Source organism: Priestia sp. 179-F W1.4 NHS, assembly GCF_045369295.1.
Taxonomy (GTDB): domain Bacteria; phylum Bacillota; class Bacilli; order Bacillales; family Bacillaceae_H; genus Priestia; species Priestia zanthoxyli.
In genome coordinates, this window is record NZ_JBIQFF010000001.1 from 281,698 (window position 1) to 300,996 (window position 19,299).

18 protein-coding genes and 1 other RNA gene are annotated in these 19,299 nt (G+C 39.5%); 18 read left to right on the forward strand and 1 reads right to left on the reverse strand.

All coding sequences use genetic code 11. The features are described 5' to 3' along the window. Positions 1-3: 3 nt before the first annotated feature. From aspS to pstA, 6 genes are all read left to right on the forward strand, one after another. The gene (gene aspS, locus ACH0CI_RS01375; RefSeq protein WP_335388191.1) at positions 4-1,782 is read left to right on the forward strand and encodes an aspartate--tRNA ligase; all 1,779 of its coding nucleotides are present in this window, start codon (positions 4-6) and stop codon (positions 1,780-1,782) included. Between the two features lie 119 nt (positions 1,783-1,901). Continuing rightward, positions 1,902-2,083: non-coding RNA, 6S RNA (gene ssrS / locus ACH0CI_RS01380), on the forward strand. A gap of 162 nt (positions 2,084-2,245) precedes the next feature. After that, positions 2,246-3,010: a tRNA threonylcarbamoyladenosine dehydratase gene (locus ACH0CI_RS01385; RefSeq protein WP_028411687.1), complete on the forward strand. Its 765-nt coding sequence runs from the start codon at positions 2,246-2,248 to the stop codon at positions 3,008-3,010. 422 nt (positions 3,011-3,432) lie between these two features. Next, on the forward strand, positions 3,433-4,317 hold the full coding sequence (locus tag ACH0CI_RS01390) for a phosphate ABC transporter substrate-binding protein PstS family protein (protein WP_335707220.1): 885 nt from the start codon (positions 3,433-3,435) through the stop codon (positions 4,315-4,317). 124 nt (positions 4,318-4,441) lie between these two features. After that, positions 4,442-5,329: a phosphate ABC transporter permease subunit PstC gene (pstC, locus tag ACH0CI_RS01395; protein ID WP_016765624.1), complete on the forward strand. Its 888-nt coding sequence runs from the start codon at positions 4,442-4,444 to the stop codon at positions 5,327-5,329. Next, positions 5,326-6,255 (forward strand): phosphate ABC transporter permease PstA, encoded by a 930-nt coding sequence (gene pstA, locus ACH0CI_RS01400; protein WP_406900799.1) that lies wholly within the window; start codon positions 5,326-5,328, stop codon positions 6,253-6,255. Before pstC ends, pstA begins: the two co-directional genes overlap by 4 nt. Positions 6,256-6,301: 46 nt before the next feature. On the opposite strand, the gene ACH0CI_RS01405 is transcribed toward pstA, so the two are convergent. Beyond that, positions 6,302-7,579 (reverse strand): replication-associated recombination protein A, encoded by a 1,278-nt coding sequence (locus tag ACH0CI_RS01405; RefSeq protein WP_028411685.1) that lies wholly within the window; start codon positions 7,577-7,579, stop codon positions 6,302-6,304. 226 nt (positions 7,580-7,805) lie between these two features. Between ACH0CI_RS01405 and cymR the strand changes: the two genes are divergently transcribed. The 12 genes from cymR to ruvX all read left to right on the forward strand — a co-directional run bounded on the left by cymR (position 7,806) and on the right by ruvX (position 19,267). Beyond that, positions 7,806-8,222 carry a cysteine metabolism transcriptional regulator CymR gene (gene cymR, locus ACH0CI_RS01410; protein WP_013059297.1) on the forward strand — a complete coding sequence of 139 codons (417 nt, stop codon included), beginning with the start codon at positions 7,806-7,808 and terminating at the stop codon, positions 8,220-8,222. 23 nt (positions 8,223-8,245) lie between these two features. Beyond that, complete coding sequence (locus ACH0CI_RS01415) at positions 8,246-9,388, forward strand: cysteine desulfurase family protein (RefSeq protein WP_028411684.1); 1,143 nt, start codon at positions 8,246-8,248, stop codon at positions 9,386-9,388. 106 nt (positions 9,389-9,494) lie between these two features. Next, positions 9,495-10,607 carry a tRNA 2-thiouridine(34) synthase MnmA gene (mnmA, locus tag ACH0CI_RS01420; protein WP_028411683.1) on the forward strand — a complete coding sequence of 371 codons (1,113 nt, stop codon included), beginning with the start codon at positions 9,495-9,497 and terminating at the stop codon, positions 10,605-10,607. Positions 10,608-10,764: 157 nt separating this feature from the next. After that, the gene (locus ACH0CI_RS01425) at positions 10,765-11,424 is read left to right on the forward strand and encodes a tetratricopeptide repeat protein (protein ID WP_013085089.1); all 660 of its coding nucleotides are present in this window, start codon (positions 10,765-10,767) and stop codon (positions 11,422-11,424) included. A gap of 24 nt (positions 11,425-11,448) precedes the next feature. After that, complete coding sequence (gene recD2 / locus ACH0CI_RS01430) at positions 11,449-13,806, forward strand: SF1B family DNA helicase RecD2 (protein WP_406900800.1); 2,358 nt, start codon at positions 11,449-11,451, stop codon at positions 13,804-13,806. Between the two features lie 141 nt (positions 13,807-13,947). Further along, positions 13,948-14,139 carry a hypothetical protein gene (locus ACH0CI_RS01435; protein ID WP_013059292.1) on the forward strand — a complete coding sequence of 64 codons (192 nt, stop codon included), beginning with the start codon at positions 13,948-13,950 and terminating at the stop codon, positions 14,137-14,139. Positions 14,140-14,164: 25 nt separating this feature from the next. Continuing rightward, positions 14,165-14,299, forward strand: a complete 135-nt coding sequence (locus ACH0CI_RS01440) for a YrzQ family protein (RefSeq protein WP_013059291.1) — start codon at positions 14,165-14,167, stop codon at positions 14,297-14,299. A 113-nt stretch (positions 14,300-14,412) separates the two neighbouring features. Beyond that, positions 14,413-15,474: an AI-2E family transporter gene (locus ACH0CI_RS01445; RefSeq protein ID WP_048019728.1), complete on the forward strand. Its 1,062-nt coding sequence runs from the start codon at positions 14,413-14,415 to the stop codon at positions 15,472-15,474. Between the two features lie 63 nt (positions 15,475-15,537). After that, the gene (locus tag ACH0CI_RS01450) at positions 15,538-15,672 is read left to right on the forward strand and encodes a hypothetical protein (RefSeq protein ID WP_255219740.1); all 135 of its coding nucleotides are present in this window, start codon (positions 15,538-15,540) and stop codon (positions 15,670-15,672) included. A gap of 190 nt (positions 15,673-15,862) precedes the next feature. Further along, positions 15,863-18,496 carry an alanine--tRNA ligase gene (gene alaS, locus ACH0CI_RS01455; RefSeq protein WP_033579667.1) on the forward strand — a complete coding sequence of 878 codons (2,634 nt, stop codon included), beginning with the start codon at positions 15,863-15,865 and terminating at the stop codon, positions 18,494-18,496. An 84-nt stretch (positions 18,497-18,580) separates the two neighbouring features. Further along, positions 18,581-18,850, forward strand: coding sequence for an IreB family regulatory phosphoprotein (locus ACH0CI_RS01460; RefSeq protein WP_013059287.1), 270 nt, complete (start codon positions 18,581-18,583; stop codon positions 18,848-18,850). Next, positions 18,851-19,267: a Holliday junction resolvase RuvX gene (gene ruvX, locus ACH0CI_RS01465; protein WP_013059286.1), complete on the forward strand. Its 417-nt coding sequence runs from the start codon at positions 18,851-18,853 to the stop codon at positions 19,265-19,267. Positions 19,268-19,299: the final 32 nt, after the last annotated feature.

The following is a 19,299-nucleotide window of genomic DNA, read 5'->3' on the forward strand; positions in this document are numbered from 1 at the left end:
ATGATGACAAAACGTTCATACTACTGTGGAGATGTAACAGAACAAGCAACTGGCGAAACAGTTCTATTAAAAGGATGGGTTCAAAAGCGCCGTGATTTAGGCGGATTAATTTTTATTGATTTACGCGACCGCGGCGGAGTTGTGCAAGTTGTATTTAATCCTGAAAAATCTGCTGAAGCGCTAAAAATTGCTGAAGATGTACGTAATGAATTCGTACTGGAAGTGCAGGGAACTGTTGTAGCTCGTGAAGAGGGAACCGTTAACCCGAACTTAAAAACAGGTAAAATTGAAGTTCACGCTGAGCAAATTACGGTGTTGAATAAAGCCAAAACACCTCCTTTTGCCATTGCGGATCAAACCGAAGTATCAGAAGATGTTCGATTAAAATATCGTTATTTAGATCTTCGACGTTCTGAAATGTTTAACACGCTTAAAATGCGCAATGACATTACAAAAACAATTCGCGACTTCTTAGATCAAAATGACTTTTTAGATGTTGAAACACCTATTTTAACAAAAAGCACGCCAGAAGGTGCACGTGATTATCTTGTGCCGAGCCGCGTACACGAAGGTGAATTTTATGCTCTTCCTCAATCACCGCAAATCTTTAAGCAGCTGTTAATGGTAAGCGGAGTTGAGCGTTATTATCAAATTGCTCGCTGCTTCCGCGATGAGGACTTGCGTGCAGATCGTCAGCCTGAATTTACTCAAATCGATATTGAAACATCATTTTTATCTCAAGAGGACATCATGACAATGACGGAAGAAATGATGTCTAAAGTAATGAAGCGCGTAAAAGATTTAGATGTAACGACGCCTTTTCCGCGCATGTCATATGATGAAGCGATGAGCCGCTATGGTTCAGATAAGCCGGATACACGTTTTGAAATGGAGCTAGTCAACTTATCAGAGCTTGTGAAAGACTGCGGGTTTAAAGTATTTAGCGCAGCAGTTGAAAACGGCGGAGAAGTAAAAGCGATTAACGTAAAAGGTGCCGCTTCTAGCTATTCACGTAAAGATATCGATGCTTTAACAGAGTTCGTGAAAATTTACGGTGCTAAAGGGTTAGCATGGCTGAAAGTTGAAGCAGACGGCTTAAAAGGACCGATTGCAAAATTCTTCAACGAAGATGAGCAAAAGCAATTTGCTGAAGCTCTTCAAACGGAAGAAGGAGATTTACTTTTATTTGTAGCTGATAAAAAGTCAGTTGTAGCAGATGCACTTGGCGCTCTTCGCCTAAAGCTTGCAAAAGAACAAGGGATTATTGATGAAACGAAATTTAACTTCCTATGGGTAACAGATTGGCCTCTTCTTGAGCATGACGAAGAAGACAACCGTTACTACGCGGCTCATCATCCATTCACAATGCCAGTTCGTGAAGATTTACCAATGTTAGAAAGCAATCCTGGACAAGTCCGTGCACAAGCATATGACTTAGTGTTGAATGGTTACGAACTTGGCGGAGGATCTTTACGTATTTATGAGCGTGATATTCAAGAAAAAATGTTTAAAACGCTTGGATTTACATTAGAAGAAGCATATGAGCAGTTCGGTTTCTTACTTGAAGCATTTGAATACGGTACTCCTCCTCACGGCGGAATTGCGTTAGGTCTTGACCGTTTGGTTATGCTTTTAGCAGGACGCACAAACTTGCGCGATACAATTGCCTTCCCTAAAACAGCAAGTGCAAGCTGTCTATTAACAAACGCACCTGGTGAAGTAAGTGAAGCGCAATTAGACGAGCTGCATTTGCAGGTAAAAAAGCAAAAAACAGAAGCGTAATCGATTAAACCATCTGTTAAATCGAGCCTGTCACTGGAGCACGACAGGCTCGATTTTTTTTGTTTTACTTATTAATTGCAAAGTGATTTTTTCTGTGATAAGATACTTTCAAGAACTAAATAGTCCTGATGTGTTCGTCCTTAATCCAGTTTTGACCGAACAATTTTTTGCTTGGGAGCTCGGAGTTTTTAACGAGCGTACATGCCTCATCTCGAGGACTTACAATGGTTAAAGCAGAGCACCCACCTGCCGAGAGCGGGTTCAAAACGAAGGCACTCGAGACGGCACGATCGGGACTAGCATACATATAAGAAATCCTCTATGTAATGATTTGCATAGAGTTTTTTTATGGAGAAATAACGAATGCTCATGTTCGTTTTGCTAAAAATATGGTATAGTCAATTTCGTTGTTTATTTGAATTAATCATACACGTTGGTGTATTTAATAGAGGAGTGTTTTAACATGTTGCATCAGTTTTCGCGTAATGAACTGGCGATAGGAAAAGAAGGGTTAGCTACTTTAAAAGGCAGCACGGTTGCTATTTTAGGGATAGGAGGAGTAGGGTCGTTTTCTGCTGAGGCTTTGGCTCGGTCAGGAGTAGGTCGTTTAATTCTTGTAGATAAAGACGATGTTGATATTACAAACGTAAATCGTCAAATTCATGCGCTGCTTTCGACGGTAGGTCAGCCCAAGACAGAATTAATGAAACAGCGTATTTTGGATATTAACCCAGACTGTGACGTCGTTTCTCTTCAAATGTTTTATACGGAAGAAACGTATGAAGAGTTCTTTAGTTACAAACCGGACTTTGTAGTGGATGCATCCGATACGATTTCGTATAAAATTCATTTAATGAAAGAATGTTTAAAACGTGATATTCCGATTATTTCAAGTATGGGTGCTGCGAATAAAATGGATCCAACACGTTTTAAAATTGCAGACATTTCAAAGACGCATACAGATCCGATTGCAAAAGTGGTTCGTACTCGTCTGCGTAAAGAAGGAATTCGCAAAGGAATTAACGTCGTTTTTTCTGATGAACGTCCAATCGTTATTCGCGAAGAAGTTCGCAAAGAAGTAGGAAACGATCAAGCGCAAATTCGAAAAGCGAAAATGCCCCCATCTTCTAATGCTTTTGTTCCATCTGTAGCGGGATTAATTATGGGCGGTCATGTTATCAATGAATTATTAAGTAATATTAAGATTCGCCGCGTAGGTGATCAATAAAAAGAAGGCTATCGCAGCCTTCTTTTTTTTATGGAAATATCTGTTCTATTTATGCTTTGGATGGAATCTTCTGTTTGATATGTATAAAAAGTACTAATAAATTGAAAAATGTGGCTTGATGGTGAATTTACACTGTAGTAAAAAAAGAGATTTATGTAAATTTATTTAACGCTTTATTTACATAAAATTTACGTTTTGGCTTTCTTTCTGTTGTATCTTCTACAGTAATATTCAGAAAGTCTTATATATCAAGGGTTTTGATAGAAATAAGAAAAAATAAACCCCAAATAAGTAAGTTTACAGTAACTTAAAATTCACTTCATATAAAGACAACAATCTACTCGTATAATGTGTCTTGTACCTGTTGTTCGAGTACAAAGGACTAGTACTAATTACACATATATTTATTGGAGGGTAATGTAATGAAAACAAAGGGTTTTAAAGTAACATTAGCAGCTTTTTTAATGGTAGGAGCACTAGCAGCATGTGGTAAAGACGGAGCAAGCAACGACAGTGGTTCGGGCAGCAAAGAAGAAGTGTCAGGTACGTTAACAGCGGCGGGATCTACAGCTTTACAACCACTTGCAGAAGAAGCAGCGAATGGAATTACGGAAAAATATCCAAACCTTTCAGTAACGGTACAAGGTGGAGGTAGTGGAACTGGTGTTAACCAAGTAGCATCAGGAGCAGTTGACATTGGAAACTCTGACGTTCCAGCAGCCGATAAAATCGAAGATAAATCAAAAGCAGATAAACTTGTCGATACGAAAGTAGCGGGCATTGGGTTCGCACTTGTTGTAAATAAAGATGTAAAAGTAGAATCGTTAACAAAAGAGCAAATTCAAAAGATTTTCTCTGGTGAAATTAAAAACTGGAAAGAAGTTGGCGGAAACGACGAAAAAATTAACGTAATCAACCGTCCAGCATCATCTGGTACACGTGCTACATTTGAGAAAACATTAATGGCTGACGCAAAAGTAAATGACAGCGTTGGTACAGCTCAAGATTCAAACGGAGCGGTTGAGCAATCAGTAAACTCAACTCCAGGAGCAGTAAGTTACCTTGCTATGTCGTATTTAATTGGCGATAAAAAAGAAAGTTTAAAAATGCTTAATATTGATGGTGTGGAGCCAACAACAGAAAATATTGTTTCTAAAAAATATCCGTTCTGGTCTTATGAGTACATGATTACAAACGGTGAGCCAAAAGATGGTGCAAAAGAGTACATTGATTATGTATCTGGTAAAGACTTTGCTAAGCAAGTAGAAGATATGGGCTATATCCCAATGACTGAATTCAAAAAATAAGAGTGTTTTTAAAAAGAATAGGGCTGACTAATACAGTCAGTCTTATTCTATTTGAATGTTAATAAAGTATATAGAGAATAAAAAGAAAAGCGAATATATACTGAATATGTAAGGAGACAGAGCGATGAAGGGGAAAAAATCCATTAATTATGTAAAAAGCGAATACATTGGCCGTACGCTTTCTACATTTTGCGGTATTTTAATTGTACTTGTTACGTTAGCTATTATCGTGTTTATTTGTGAAAAAGGCATACAGTCATTTTTACAAAGTAATATATCAATCGGTGAAATGTTGACTTCAACAAAATGGAGCCCAAACAATAAAGAATACGGGGCACTTGTATTTATACTAGGTTCCATGCTTGTATCAATCGGAGCAGTTATTATAAGTGCTCCAATTGGAATTGCTATTGCCATTTTTAACAACTATATTTCGCCTAAATTTGGTTCAACGGTTTTACGACCGGTTTTAGAACTTTTAGTCGGAGTTCCTTCAGTGGTATACGGTCTTTTAGGGGTTACCATTTTAGTGCCGCTTCTTCGCGATAACTTTGGCGGAGTGGGCTTTAGTTTGATTGCCGGAATTATTGTCTTAAGCGTCATGATTCTTCCGACAATTGCAAGTATTGCTGACGATGCAATTCGAAGCGTAGCACCTGAATATTTAGAAGCTTCTTATGGACTAGGTTCAACAAGATGGCAGGCAATTAGCCGAGTTATTATTCCATCTGCTAAAACAGGTATTTTAACAGGTATCGTGTTAGGGCTTGCCCGTGCATTCGGAGAAGCGCTAGCTGTTCAAATGGTTATCGGAAATACGGTTAAGCTTCCTGAAAGCTTATACAGCCCAACGGCAACATTAACAGGTATTTTAACAATGGATATGTCTAATACGTTAAACGGAACGGCATGGAATAACGTATTGTGGACGTTAGCCATGATTTTACTGCTTATTTCTTTCGTGTTCATTTTAATTATCCGAGCAATTGGGAAACGAGGTGCTCATCAATGAGAAACAAAAATGCACGCACAGTAAATAATATATGGACAGGTGTTTTTTATGGCATTGCCGCTCTAGTTGTGGCGCTATTAGTGTATTTAGTTGTTGAAATTATCGCCAAGGGCTGGGGATTTTGGGATCCGAACTTTTTATTTGGAAAGCCAAGCAATACGATGGCAGGTGGTGGTATTGGACCGCAGCTGTTTAACTCGTTTTACATGCTTGTTTTAACGCTGATCATTTCTATTCCTCTTGGTTTAGGAGCCGGAATTTACTTAGCGGAGTACGCGAAGCAAGGTCGTTTCCTAAATTTCGTCCGCTTATGTATTGAGACAATGGCGTCATTACCGTCCATTGTAGTTGGTTTATTTGGATTATTAATTTTCGTCACATTTTCAGGCTGGGGCTATACGCTTATCGGCGGAGCACTTGTGATTACAATTTTAAATTTACCGGGTTTAACGCGCGTATGTGAAAGTGCGATTGCATCTGTTCCTGCGAGTGTAAAAGAAGCGAGTTTAGGCTTGGGTGCGACTAAATGGCAAACAATTGTCAAAGTAGTGATTCCATCAGCGATTCAACAAATTATCACGGGCGTTATTTTAACAGCGGGACGAATCTTTGGAGAGGCAGCTGCGCTGATTTATACAGCTGGCTTAACGACGCCGATGTTAAATTCAAATGCCGACTTAACGAGTCCTGTAAACCCGTTTAATATTTTTCGACCAGCGGAGACGCTTGCCGTCCACATTTGGAAATTAAACTCTGAAGGAATTGTACCTGATGCGAGATTGATTGCAACAAAGTCAGCTGCTATTCTAATCATTATGGTTCTGTTGTTTAATATCATCGCTCGTTTAGTAGCAAAATTTTTAGACAGCTACTTTAAAGGTTCAACAAAAACGAAAAAACGAAAAGACGTTAAAAGTGCAGCTTAATAGATAAAGACAAAAAAGAAAATGGCTTTGAAACTGAGCAACAGTTTCAGCCATTTTCTTTTTTTAATGTCTCTAAACGATTGAAAACTTTTGAAAAGTATTTTTCTTGTCCATTTTGTTTAGGATGAAAATATTGTTTGTTTTTGATGCGATCCGGTAAATACTGTTGAAGGACCCATCCGTTATCAAAATCATGCGGGTATTGATATTCAACGCCTCGTCCAAGGTTCTCTGCTCCTTTGTAATGAGCATCCTTCAAATGAATGGGAACGTCGCCGGACAACCCTTTTTTAATATCACTTATCGCTTCATCTAATGCTTTGTAAGCAGCGTTGGACTTCGGTGATAGGCAAAGCTCAATAACGGCGTTTGCAAGCGGGATACGTGCTTCTGGAAGTCCTAATCGCTCAGTTGCTTGAATAGCTGCTAGTGTCCTCATGCCGGCATCCGGATCAGCTAGTCCAATGTCTTCATAGGCAATGACTAAAAGGCGACGATTGATGCTGATCAAGTCTCCTGCTTCAATTAGCCGTCCCAAATAATGAAGAGCGGCATTTACGTCGCTGCCGCGAATCGATTTTTGAAAAGCCGATAATACATCATAGTGAGCGTCACCATTTTTATCATGTGAAAAATACTTTTGCTGCAGACATTCTTCTGCCGTTTGTAAGGTAATAACGATTTTACCATCGCTTTCACTTGTTGATAAAACAGCTAGTTCCAGAGCATTCAAAGCCGAGCGCACGTCACCGTTACAGCTGTTGGCAAAGTGGTTCATGGCGTCATCTTCTACGGCAATTTTTCTATCTCCAAATCCATTGGATGAGTCGTTGAGTGCTCTTGTTAGCGCCATTTTGATATCATCTGGCGTAAGAGATTTTAATTCGAAGATTTGGCATCTGCTTCGAATAGCAGGATTAATCGCGTGATAAGGATTGCTTGTTGTCGCTCCGATTAGAATGATCATGCCGTTTTCTAAATAAGGAAGCAAAAAGTCTTGCTTGGCTTTGTCAAGGCGATGAACTTCATCTAGCAGAAGAATTACTTTGCCTGACATTTTGGCTTCTTCGGCGACAATTTCCATATCTTTTTTATTGTTTACAACGGCATTTAACTGACGAAACGCCGTGTTGGTTGTTTTTGCAATAGCTGTGGCAATTGTTGTTTTCCCGACGCCTGGAGGCCCATATAAAATCATCGAGCTTAAGTGATTTGCTTTTACCATTCGATAAATCATTTTATCTTTGCCAACTAAATGCTGCTGCCCGATAACGTCATCTAAATGAGTCGGACGCATTCGAAATGCGAGAGGTTTTGTAGACATGTTTTTCTCCTTTCTTTTCTTTCACTGTATCACAAGAGGTGAATAGGTGGTGGAAATTTATCTTATAGGCATAGTATGTTATAATATCAACAGTTACATTTTCAAGAAACGCGTATAGAGAAGTTCATATAGCTTAGTAAAAAACGACTCATCACAGCATTCAGTGACAACGTGAGGGTCTTATTTTTTTCATAAATAAAAAAAGTGTATTGAAGGAGTGTATCGTATGAAAATTTCAACAAAAGGACGCTACGGTTTAACGATTATGATTGAGCTTGCGAAGCGCTTTGGAGAAGGTCCTATCTCGCTTAAAACTATTGCTCAAACGCATGATTTATCTGAACATTATTTAGAGCAGCTTATTTCACCGCTGCGTAACGCTGGGCTTGTAAAAAGCGTGCGCGGAGCTTATGGAGGTTACATCTTGGCACATGAACCTGCTAACATTACTTCTGGCGATATTATTTCCGTTTTAGAAGGTCCTATTAGTCCTGTAGAAGGAATTGAAGATGAAGAGCCTGCAAAACGCGAGCTGTGGATTCGTATTCGAGATGCAGTTAAAGAAGTGCTAGATAGTACAACGCTTGAAGATTTAGCAAATCATTCTGATGATGATCAAGCGTCTTATATGTTTTATATTTAATAATGAGCTAGGAGGCGTTTATTTTGGAACGTATTTATGTTGATCATGCAGCAACGTCTCCAATACATCCAGCAGTCGTTGAGAAAATGACGACTTTTATGCATGAGTACTTTGGAAATCCGTCTAGTATTCATCACTACGGGCGGGAAAGTCGACGCTATTTAGACGAAGCTCGCCAAACGATTGCAGCAAGTATTGGAGCACACGAAAATGAACTGATTTTTACAAGTGGTGGGACAGAAGCAGATAATATGGCACTGATCGGAGTCGCTCTTGCAAACCGCCATAAAGGAAATCATATTATTACCACGCAAATTGAACACCACGCTGTGCTTCATACGTGTGAATATTTAGAAACACAGGGCTTTGAAGTGACTTACCTACCAGTTAATGAGTACGGACAAGTATCTGTGGATGAAATAAAATCAGCCCTAACGGATCAAACAATTCTTGTGTCGGTGATGTTTGGAAATAATGAAGTAGGTGCTATTCAGCCAATTGGAGAAATTGGCGTTCTATTAAAAGAGCATGGAGCATATTTCCACACGGATGCAGTGCAAGCTTATGGATTAATTCCGTTAAATGTGCAACAATTAGGTGTCGATCTTTTATCCGTTTCGGCTCATAAAATTAACGGACCAAAAGGGATGGGCTTTTTATATGCAGCTGCTCACGTTTCACTGTCTCCTTTGCTATTTGGAGGAGAACAAGAGCGCAAACGACGAGCTGGAACTGAGAACATGACAAGTATCGTCGGGTTTGAAGAAGCTGTGAAAATTTCGCAACAAACGCTGCAAACACGTGCAGATGAATATAGAAGATACAAAGAAATAATGGTAGCTGTGTTGAAAGAAGAAGGTATTTCATTTGAAATTAACGGACATCTTGAAAATGCTCTGCCACATGTGTTAAATTTATCATTTCCAAAAACAAATGTTGAATCGATGCTCGTAAATTTAGACTTAGCAGGAATTGCGGCATCGAGCGGTTCAGCTTGCACAGCGGGAGCAATCGATCCTTCTCATGTGCTTGTTGCTATGTTTGGAAAAGGGTCTGAGCGTTTAACAACTTCTATTCGATTTAGCTTTGGCCTAGGAAACTCTGCTGAGCAAATTGAAAAAACCGCACGTCAAACAGCAAACATCGTTAAGCGACTAACGATGTAAATAGCAGCCATCAGTAGGGTCTTCATCCCTCACTGATGGTTTGTGTCGTTTCTTTCGCTTTTTAGCGAACAATTTAATTAAAATGAAGAAAACGGAGGTGGCGAAGTTGACAAAATCACCTAAAGATACACGTGTAGTAGTCGGAATGAGCGGAGGCGTTGATTCATCTGTAGCAGCTCTTTTATTAAAACAACAAGGATACGATGTGATCGGAATCTTTATGAAAAACTGGGACGATACGGATGAAAACGGCGTTTGTACTGCGACTGAAGATTATAACGATGTTATTCGCGTATGTAATCAAATTGGTATTCCCTACTATGCAGTCAACTTTGAGAAACAATATTGGGATAAAGTATTTACCTACTTTTTAGATGAATATAAAGCAGGTCGTACACCGAATCCTGATGTAATGTGTAATAAAGAAATTAAATTCAAAGCCTTTTTGGAGCATGCAATGACGCTAGGAGCAGACTATCTAGCGACAGGACATTATGCACGCGTTGCGTATCGTGACGGGGAGTATAAAATGCTTCGAGGCGTAGATGGAAATAAAGATCAAACGTATTTCTTAAATCAATTAGGACAAGATCAGCTTTCAAAAGTAATGTTCCCAATTGGAGAAATCGAGAAATCAAAAGTGCGTGAAATTGCAAAAGAAGCAGGCCTTGCTACAGCAACGAAAAAAGACAGCACAGGTATTTGCTTTATTGGTGAACGCAACTTCAAAGAATTTTTAAGTCAGTATCTTCCTGCTCAGCCAGGTGTGATGCAAACGCTTGACGGCGAAGTGAAAGGCAAGCATGATGGCCTTATGTACTACACGATTGGTCAACGCCATGGTTTGGGTATCGGAGGCAGCGGCGAACCTTGGTTTGTAGTTGGAAAAGATTTAGAAAAAAACGTTTTATACGTCGATCAAGGCTTTCACAATGAGCTGCTTTATTCTACATCTCTTACAGCAACAAATGTCAGCTGGGTAAGCGACCGTGACTGGTCGTCACCAATGACGTGCACAGCAAAATTCCGCTATCGTCAAACCGATTCAGCAGTAACCGTTGAAAAAGTCGATGATGATACAATTAAAGTTATTTTTGCTGAACCCGTGCGGGCAATTACGCCAGGTCAAGCAGTTGTGTTTTACAAAGATGACGAATGTCTTGGCGGAGCAACTATTGACAAAGTATTTCAAGAAGAAGAGCAAATTTGGTACGTATAATTTATATAAGCAAGAACGAAAAACCTCAGCTGTATATAGCTGAGGTTTTTCTATGATATACTTTACTTATTGGGTAAACTAATAACTTACATATTCTAGATTTTCATGATGTGAAAATCTTTTAAATCATAACTAAAACAGTGGAGTGAACGAAAAAATGACAGATAAAAATCAGCTAGGAATTCAGTATATGCAGGAAGGGAAATTTGAAGAGGCTGCTAAAACATTTTCAGAAGCAATTGAAGATAATCCAAAAGATCCAATTGTGTATGTGAATTTTGGTAATTTGTTAGCGGCTGTTAGTGAGATGGATCGTGCTTTGAAATTTTATGAACGTGCGATTGAATTAGATGAAGAAACGGCAACAGCGTATTACGGAGCAGGAAATATTTATTTTAATGCAGAGCAGCTTGAGCAGGCAAAGCACTACTTTGATTTAGCAATCAAAAAAGGCTTAGATTCATCCGATGCCTACTTTATGCTTGGTTTAACGCTGTTTCATATGGAAGAAATTCGTTTTGCGATGCCTTATCTGCAGCGAGCGGTAGAACTAAACGAACATGATGTAGAAGCAAAATTTCAGTATGGTCTTTGTTTAGCACAGCTCGAAATGGTAGATGAAGCGATTGCTGAATTTCTTAAGGTAGTAAATCAAGAGCCAGAACATGCCGATGCTTTCTATAATTTGGGCGTAGCGTATGCCATGAAAGATGATAAGGACAAAGCAATTGAGATGTTAGATGAAGCTTTAAACGTGCAGCCAGATCACGTAATGGCAGCAAATGCTAAACAAGTTCTGTCTACATTAGAACATTAAGAAAGCGGGTAAAGGAAGGATAACATGAACGAAGAACTAGTGAACCCTTCACAGCCAGAACGTCATTATATAAGCGGCACGTCAATTGTAACGGTTTTTCATAACGAAGAAAACTTATATAACGTTACGCGGATACGGATCAAAAAAACAAATTTAGAGATTGAAGATAAAGAAACGGTCGTTACAGGCTATTTTCCTAAGCTTAATGAAGATGAAGTATACACATTTTACGGGGACTTCAAAGAGCATCCAAAGTTTGGTCTGCAATTTCATGTTGAGCAGTTTAAAAAAGAGCTTCCGCAATCAAGGCAAGGGGTTGTTCAGTACCTATCAAGCGATTTATTTCATGGAATCGGTAAAAAAACCGCTGAAAATATTGTGGACGCCCTAGGAGAACGCGCTATTTTTCGTATTTTGCAAAATGAGTCCGTGCTAAAAGAGGTTCCGAGGCTTTCAGCCGACAAGGCAGAGGCTTTAGTAACGCAGCTTCGTGAACATCAAGGGTTAGAAGAAGTAATGGTAAAGCTGACAGACCTCGGGTTTGGACCGCAGCTTTCGATGAAGATTTTCCAAGCGTACAAACAAGAAGCGCTTGAAATTGTTCAAAATAATCCTTATCAGCTCGTAGAAGATATTCAAGGTATTGGTTTTAGCAGGGCCGATGAACTTGGAAAGAGGCTTGGTATGGCAACCAACCATCCTGATCGTTTGCGTGCAGGTATTTTATACGTCATTGAGCAAGAATGTAATCAAATGGGACATGTATACGTCACGGCAGATCAGCTGTATGGAAAAACAGCAGAGCTTCTTCGAAAAAGCAGGCATGAGAACCTGTCTGAAATGGATCTTACAAGAGAAGTGGACGCATTAAAAGCAGACAAAAAGCTTATCATTCAAGACGAAAAAATTTATTTTCCCCCCCTTTTCTATGCTGAAAAAGGGCTGGTTAAAGCTATTCAAAAAATTATGGCCCAAACGCAATACGAAGAGCAGTTTCCAGAATCAGAATTTTTACTAGCTTTAGGTGAACTAGAAGAGCGATTAGACGTGCAATATGCATCGTCTCAGCGCAAGGGCATACAAACTGCTTTAATGTCTCCAATGCTTCTTTTAACAGGTGGACCAGGTACAGGGAAAACAACGGTTATTAAAGGAATAGTCGAACTCTATGCAGAACTTCACGGATGTTCGTTAAATCCAGGGGATTATAAAAAAGATGAAGCTTTTCCTGTTTTACTTGTGGCACCTACTGGACGCGCTGCTAAACGAATGAGCGAAGCGACCGGACTTCCGGCAGTTACAATTCACAGATTATTAAAATGGAACGGACAAGAAGGATTTGACCATAATGAGGAGAATCCAATTGACGGAAAATTATTGATTGTGGATGAAGTATCGATGGTAGATTTGTGGCTTGCTCATCAGCTGTTTAAGTCTCTTCCTGCTAATTTACAGGTTATTTTAGTTGGAGACGAAGACCAGCTTCCTTCAGTAGGTCCGGGACAGGTGTTAAAAGATTTACTGAGTTCAGAAGTAGTTCCTACCGTCCGTCTGACAGATGTATACCGGCAAGCGGAAGGGTCGTCGATTATTGATTTGGCTCATGAAATAAAAAAAGGAAAGCTTCCGGAAGACTTATCGAGGCAGCAAGGAGATCGTTCCTTTATTCGCTGTCAAGGACAGCACATCACGAATGTCGTGCAACAAGTTTGCGGGAATGCGTTAAAAAAAGGCTATACGGCTAAAGATATTCAAGTTCTAGCTCCTATGTATAAAGGTCCTGCAGGGATTGATAAACTGAATGAAGTTCTTCAGGAATTATTTAACCCGGCTTCTGAGCAAAGAAGAGAGCTTAAGCACGGAGATATTACGTACCGAGTCGGAGATAAAGTGCTGCAGCTTGTAAATCAGCCGGATAGCAACGTATTTAACGGAGATATGGGAGAAATCGTCTCAGTTTTCTTTGCCAAAGAAAATACGGAAAAACAGGATATGCTGGTTATTTCATATGAAGGAAACGAAGTAACTTATACAAAGCAAGACTTTAATCAAATAACTCATGCATACTGCTGTTCCATTCATAAATCGCAGGGAAGTGAATTTCCCATTGTTGTGCTTCCAATTGTCAAAAGCTATTACCGGATGCTGCGACGAAATTTACTTTATACCGCCGTTACGCGAAGTAAACAGTTTTTAATTTTATGCGGCGAAGACGAAGCGTTTCAGCTTGGAGTCAGCCGGAATGAAGACAGCGTTCGACAAACGAATTTACAGCCCCTGCTTCGAGAAAGCTTGGATAACGACATAGAAGATCCCGAAATTCCATTTATGAAAGATGCAAATATTGGGATGGAAAACGTTACGCCGTATGATTTCATGTAACCTTTCGTATGCTAACAAAGAGTTAAATAAACTCCTTTGTTGCCATCCTTCTTTGCTAATTGTCAGAAAATAAAGTATGGGCGTGAAAAAAAGTGGACATAATGCGTTTATATAAGTAGAACGTATAAAGAGGTGTCGACTTTGTTTAAATGTCCAAACTGTAAAAGTATTGACGTTGGCAAAATTGGTGTAAATCAGTATTACTGCTGGAATTGTTTTATTGAAATGACTATTTCAAAAGGACAAATTAATACTCACCAAGTAGAAGAAGATGGAACATTGAGCTCGCTTGATGATTTGTTCTCAGATGACGAGCGCACAATCAATTTCTAATTCTTTTTTACCGGGAGGAAGAGCAATGGGCAGAATCATTCCGTCAGTAGTCGCTTTCGGTCTTGGAGCTTATGCATTTAAAATGGCAGATGATCGAGAGATGTTTACAAAAAGAAATATGAAAAAAATGCGTAAACGTATGATGAAAGCTATTCACTAATAAAAAAGCACTATTGCACTGAGCTGCAATAGTGCTTTTTTGCAGGCAGAAGATACAACTGCATGTATAAACTCCTTTCTTTATCAAAAAATAGAAGAGAGGAGGAGTTTACGTTGAAAGATAGTTCATTCAAATGGTTCTATAGATTCGGACTGCTGTTATTAGCCCTGCTGTGCATATTAGTCTTTTTTAAAGTCCAGTTTTTATGGCTGCCTGTTATTTACATGTTTTTAAAAGCACTGCTGCCTTTTTTTATTGCAGCATTCATTACATATTTGCTTCATCCGCTTATTGAAAAAACGCATGATAAAGGCGTGCCTCGTCCTCTAGCTATTTTACTGATCTACATTATCTTTTTTGGAGGAATCGGGTTCGGAGCCTATAAGTCGTATCCTATTTTTGTGGAACAAGTAAAAGATTTAAATGAACAGCTGCCTCATTTTACGAATACATATAGACATTGGGTAGAATCGATTCATGATCGTACAACTTCACTTCCAAACGGTGTACATGAGAAAATTGAAGGCAGCATTGATGATGTAGAGGCTACGCTCAACGTGTGGCTTACAAAAGTGGCGGAAGGATTAAAATCACTGATTACCTCTTTTTTGATTTTAATCATTATTCCATTTATTGTTTTTTATATGCTGAAGGATTTTTCCTCTATTAAGAAAGCAACAGCTTATGTCACACCTAAAAAGTGGCACAAACCAGGCGAACGTTTTTTATCGGATGTGAATGAATCGCTTGGCAATTATATTAGAGGACAATTTTTTGTTTGTCTCATTATTGGTGTGATTGCTACAGCAGCACTTTGGTTCTTTCATGTACCTTATGCACTTCTTTTAGGCTTTATTATTGGCGTAACGAATATCATTCCGTATTTTGGCCCGATTATTGGTGCGGTTCCAGCAGCTATTATTGCAGCAACTATCTCGATAAAGTTGGTTATTACCATTGTCATTATTATCTTTGTGCTGCAGTTTCTAGAAGGAAATGTGCTGTCTCCGCTTATCGTAGGAAAGAGCCTTCATATTCATCCTTTGTTTATCATGCTTGCGCTCCTTTTAGGAGGAGAGTTTGGAGGAGTATTGGGTCTCATTTTGGCTGTGCCAATTTTAGCAGTCGTTAAAATATCTATTTTGCATATCCGCTCTTATACGCTCAAACATTGACAAAGAGCGGTTAATTTGTCATAATATCGCCATAAGAAAACGCTACATATTTTGAACACAATGATGGATCGAGTACGTTGCACACTGGTTTTTAGAGAAGGGCTTCCTTGGCTGAAAGAAGCGCTAAACAAAGAGCAGCTGAACGCTAGTCCAGAGTGCAGGCTAAAACCTGCCGTGTCAGCAACGTTAACGCTATGAAGGTGATAAATGCTTTTGGCATTTATAATCAGGGTGGTACCGCGAGTTCAACTCTCGTCCCTGCTACAGGGATGAGAGTTTTTTTGTGTGCAAATAACTAGCAATTACTTTTGGACACAGGGAAAATAGATGCTTTTATGTCATCATTTTTTTGTCTATAAATAAGAAGAGTATTAAAGGAGGACCAATCATGAAAAAACTGACGTCAGCACAAGTTCGTCAAATGTATTTAGATTTCTTTAAAGAAAAAGGCCATGATGTAGAACCAAGCGCATCTTTAGTTCCGCATGAAGATCCATCTTTATTATGGATTAACAGTGGAGTAGCTACATTAAAAAAATATTTTGATGGTCGTGTTATTCCTCAAAATCCGCGTATTTGTAACGCACAAAAATCTATTCGTACAAACGATATCGAAAACGTAGGTAAAACGGCTCGCCATCATACGTTTTTTGAAATGCTTGGTAACTTCTCTATCGGTGATTATTTCAAAGAAGAAGCAATCCAATGGGCATGGGAATTCTTAACGAGCGATAAATGGATTGGATTCGACGCAGATAAGCTATCTGTAACAGTTCACCCTGAAGATGAAGAAGCATTTAAGATCTGGAATGAAAAAATGGGCGTGCCTAAAGAGCGTATCATTCGTTTAGAAGGTAACTTCTGGGATATTGGAGAAGGTCCGAGTGGTCCAAATACAGAGATCTTTTATGATCGCGGAGAAGCATACGGAAATGACCTAACTGATCCCGAATTATATCCAGGTGGAGAAAATGAGCGTTATTTAGAAATTTGGAACCTTGTATTTTCTCAGTTTAATCATAATCCTGATAATACGTACACGCCGCTTCCAAAGAAAAATATTGATACAGGAATGGGCTTAGAGCGTATGGTTTCTGTTATTCAAGATGTGCAAACAAACTTTGATACAGATTTGTTTATGCCAATTATTGAAGCAACAGAAAATATTTCAGGCGCTAAATATCGTACAAATGATGAGCAAGATACGGCATTTAAAGTCATTGCTGACCACATTCGTACGGTAACATTTGCTGTAGGTGATGGTGCTCTTCCTTCAAATGAAGGCCGCGGGTATGTACTCCGTCGTTTGTTACGCCGAGCAGTTCGCTATGCTAAGAAGTTAAACATTAATCGTCCGTTCATGTACGACCTAGTGCCGGTAGTAGGTGAAATCATGGTTGATTTCTATCCGGAAGTAAAGGAAAAAACGGATTTTATCCAGCGCGTAGTCAAAAATGAAGAAGAGCGTTTTCACGAAACGTTAAATGACGGACTAGCTATCTTGGCAACTGTTATTAAAAAAGAAAAAGCGCAAAACAGTGATACGGTACAAGGCGAAGATGTTTTCCGTCTATATGATACGTATGGCTTCCCTGTTGAATTAACGGAAGAATACGCAGAAGATGAGAACATGAAAATCGATCATGCAGGTTTTGAACGTGAAATGGAAGCACAGCGTGAGCGTGCGCGTGCTGCTCGTCAAGATTCTAGTTCTATGCAAGTTCAAGGCGGCGTACTTGGTGAAGTAACGGTTGCAAGTGAGTTTGTGGGCTATGATAAAAATGAAGTAGAAACAGTTGTTGAAGCAATTATTGTAGACGGTGAGCTTGTTGACCGTGCTGAAGCTGGAACAGAAGCGCAAGTCATCTTAAGCCACACGCCATTCTACGCAGAAAGCGGCGGTCAAATTGCGGACCAAGGTACGATCCAAAGTGCTTCAGGAAAAGCGGAAGTAAAAGACGTTCAAAAAGCGCCAAATGGTCAAAATGTCCAAACGGTATCTGTAACAAGCGGTGAGCTTGTAAAAGGTGAAACATACATGGCAACGCTTGATGAAGAAAACCGCAGTGCAATTGTGAAAAACCATACGGCAACGCATTTATTGCATCAAGCATTAAAAGATACGTTAGGAACGCATGTTAATCAAGCGGGTTCTTTAGTAACAGCGGATCGCTTGCGCTTTGACTTCTCTCACTTTGGTCAAGTGACACAAGAAGAGATTGAGAAAATTGAACAAATCGTTAATGAAAAGATTTGGGACAGCATCTCTGTACAAATTGAAAACAAAGCAATTGACGAAGCAAAAGCGATGGGTGCAATGGCACTATTTGGTGAGAAATACGGAGATATCGTGCGCGTAGTACAAGTAGGCGACTACAGCTTAGAATTATGTGGTGGATGTCACGTGCCAAATACATCTGTTATCGGTTTATTTAAAATTGTATCAGAATCTGGAATCGGTGCAGGTACTCGACGTATTGAAGCTGTAACTGGAAAAGCTGCCTATCAGTTAATGAATGATCAAGTAGGTTTACTAAAAGAAGCTGCGGCAAAAGTAAAATCCAACCCGCGCGATTTAGTAGGGCGCGTTGAAGGATTACTAGAAGAAATTCGTAATCTTCAGCGTGAAAATGATTCACTATCTACAAAGCTTGGCAATATTGAAGCTGGCAATCTTGTTGACCGCGTACAAAACATTAATGGTGTAAATGTCCTAGCAGCAAAAGTGAATGCAACGGATATGAATAACCTTCGTGCAATGGTTGATGATTTAAAACAAAAATTAGAATCTGCTGTGATCGTATTAGCTTCTCCACAAGGTGAAAAGGTAAATATTATTGCAGGTGTAACAAAAGATTTAATTGCTAAAGGCCATCATGCTGGCAAACTTGTTAAAGAAGTAGCAACGATTTGCGGCGGAGGCGGAGGCGGACGCCCTGACATGGCGCAAGCTGGAGGAAAAGACGCTAGCCAAATTGAAAAAGCACTTGGCACTGTAGAAGAATGGGTTAAATCCGTTTAATTCTCCTCTTTCTTGGTGTACAATATAAATAAGACTTAGCATAGTGCACAATGTGTTCACAAATTAAGAGAGTGAGGTGGGACCGTGAGTTCATTTGATAAAACCATGCAATTTAATTTTCAAGATGAGCCAGCTGAAACAAACGTACATGAAGTATTGTTTACGGTTTATGACGCACTGCAAGAAAAAGGCTACAACCCGATTAACCAAATCGTTGGGTATTTGTTATCAGGAGACCCTGCTTACATTCCTCGTCATAACGATGCGAGAAACACAATTCGCCAGTTAGAGCGAGACGAGCTCATTGAAGAACTTGTTAAATCTTATTTACAACAGCATCGAAAGGATTCATAAATGCGCGTATTAGGATTAGATGTAGGAACCAAAACAATTGGTGTGGCAGTTAGTGATGAAATGGGATGGACAGCGCAAGGAATTGAAACAATTAAAATTGCAGATGAGCAGATGGAGCAATCATATCCTCGTTTACAGCAGTTAATTGACGAATATTCCGTAGAGAAAATCGTAGTGGGTCTTCCTAAAAATATGAATGGTACGATTGGCCCTCGAGGCGAAGCGTGCATCGAGTTTGCTGACAACGTCAAAGAAAAACTTAACATTGAAACGATGATGTGGGACGAGCGCTTGTCAACGATGGCAGCAGAGCGAGTACTGCTGTCTGCCGACGTAAGCCGCAAGAAACGCAAAAAAGTAATCGATAAAATGGCAGCTGTTATGATTCTTCAAGGATACTTAGACAGCAAGCAATAAGAAAAGCAGCAGGCTTTGCTTAAGCTGACAAG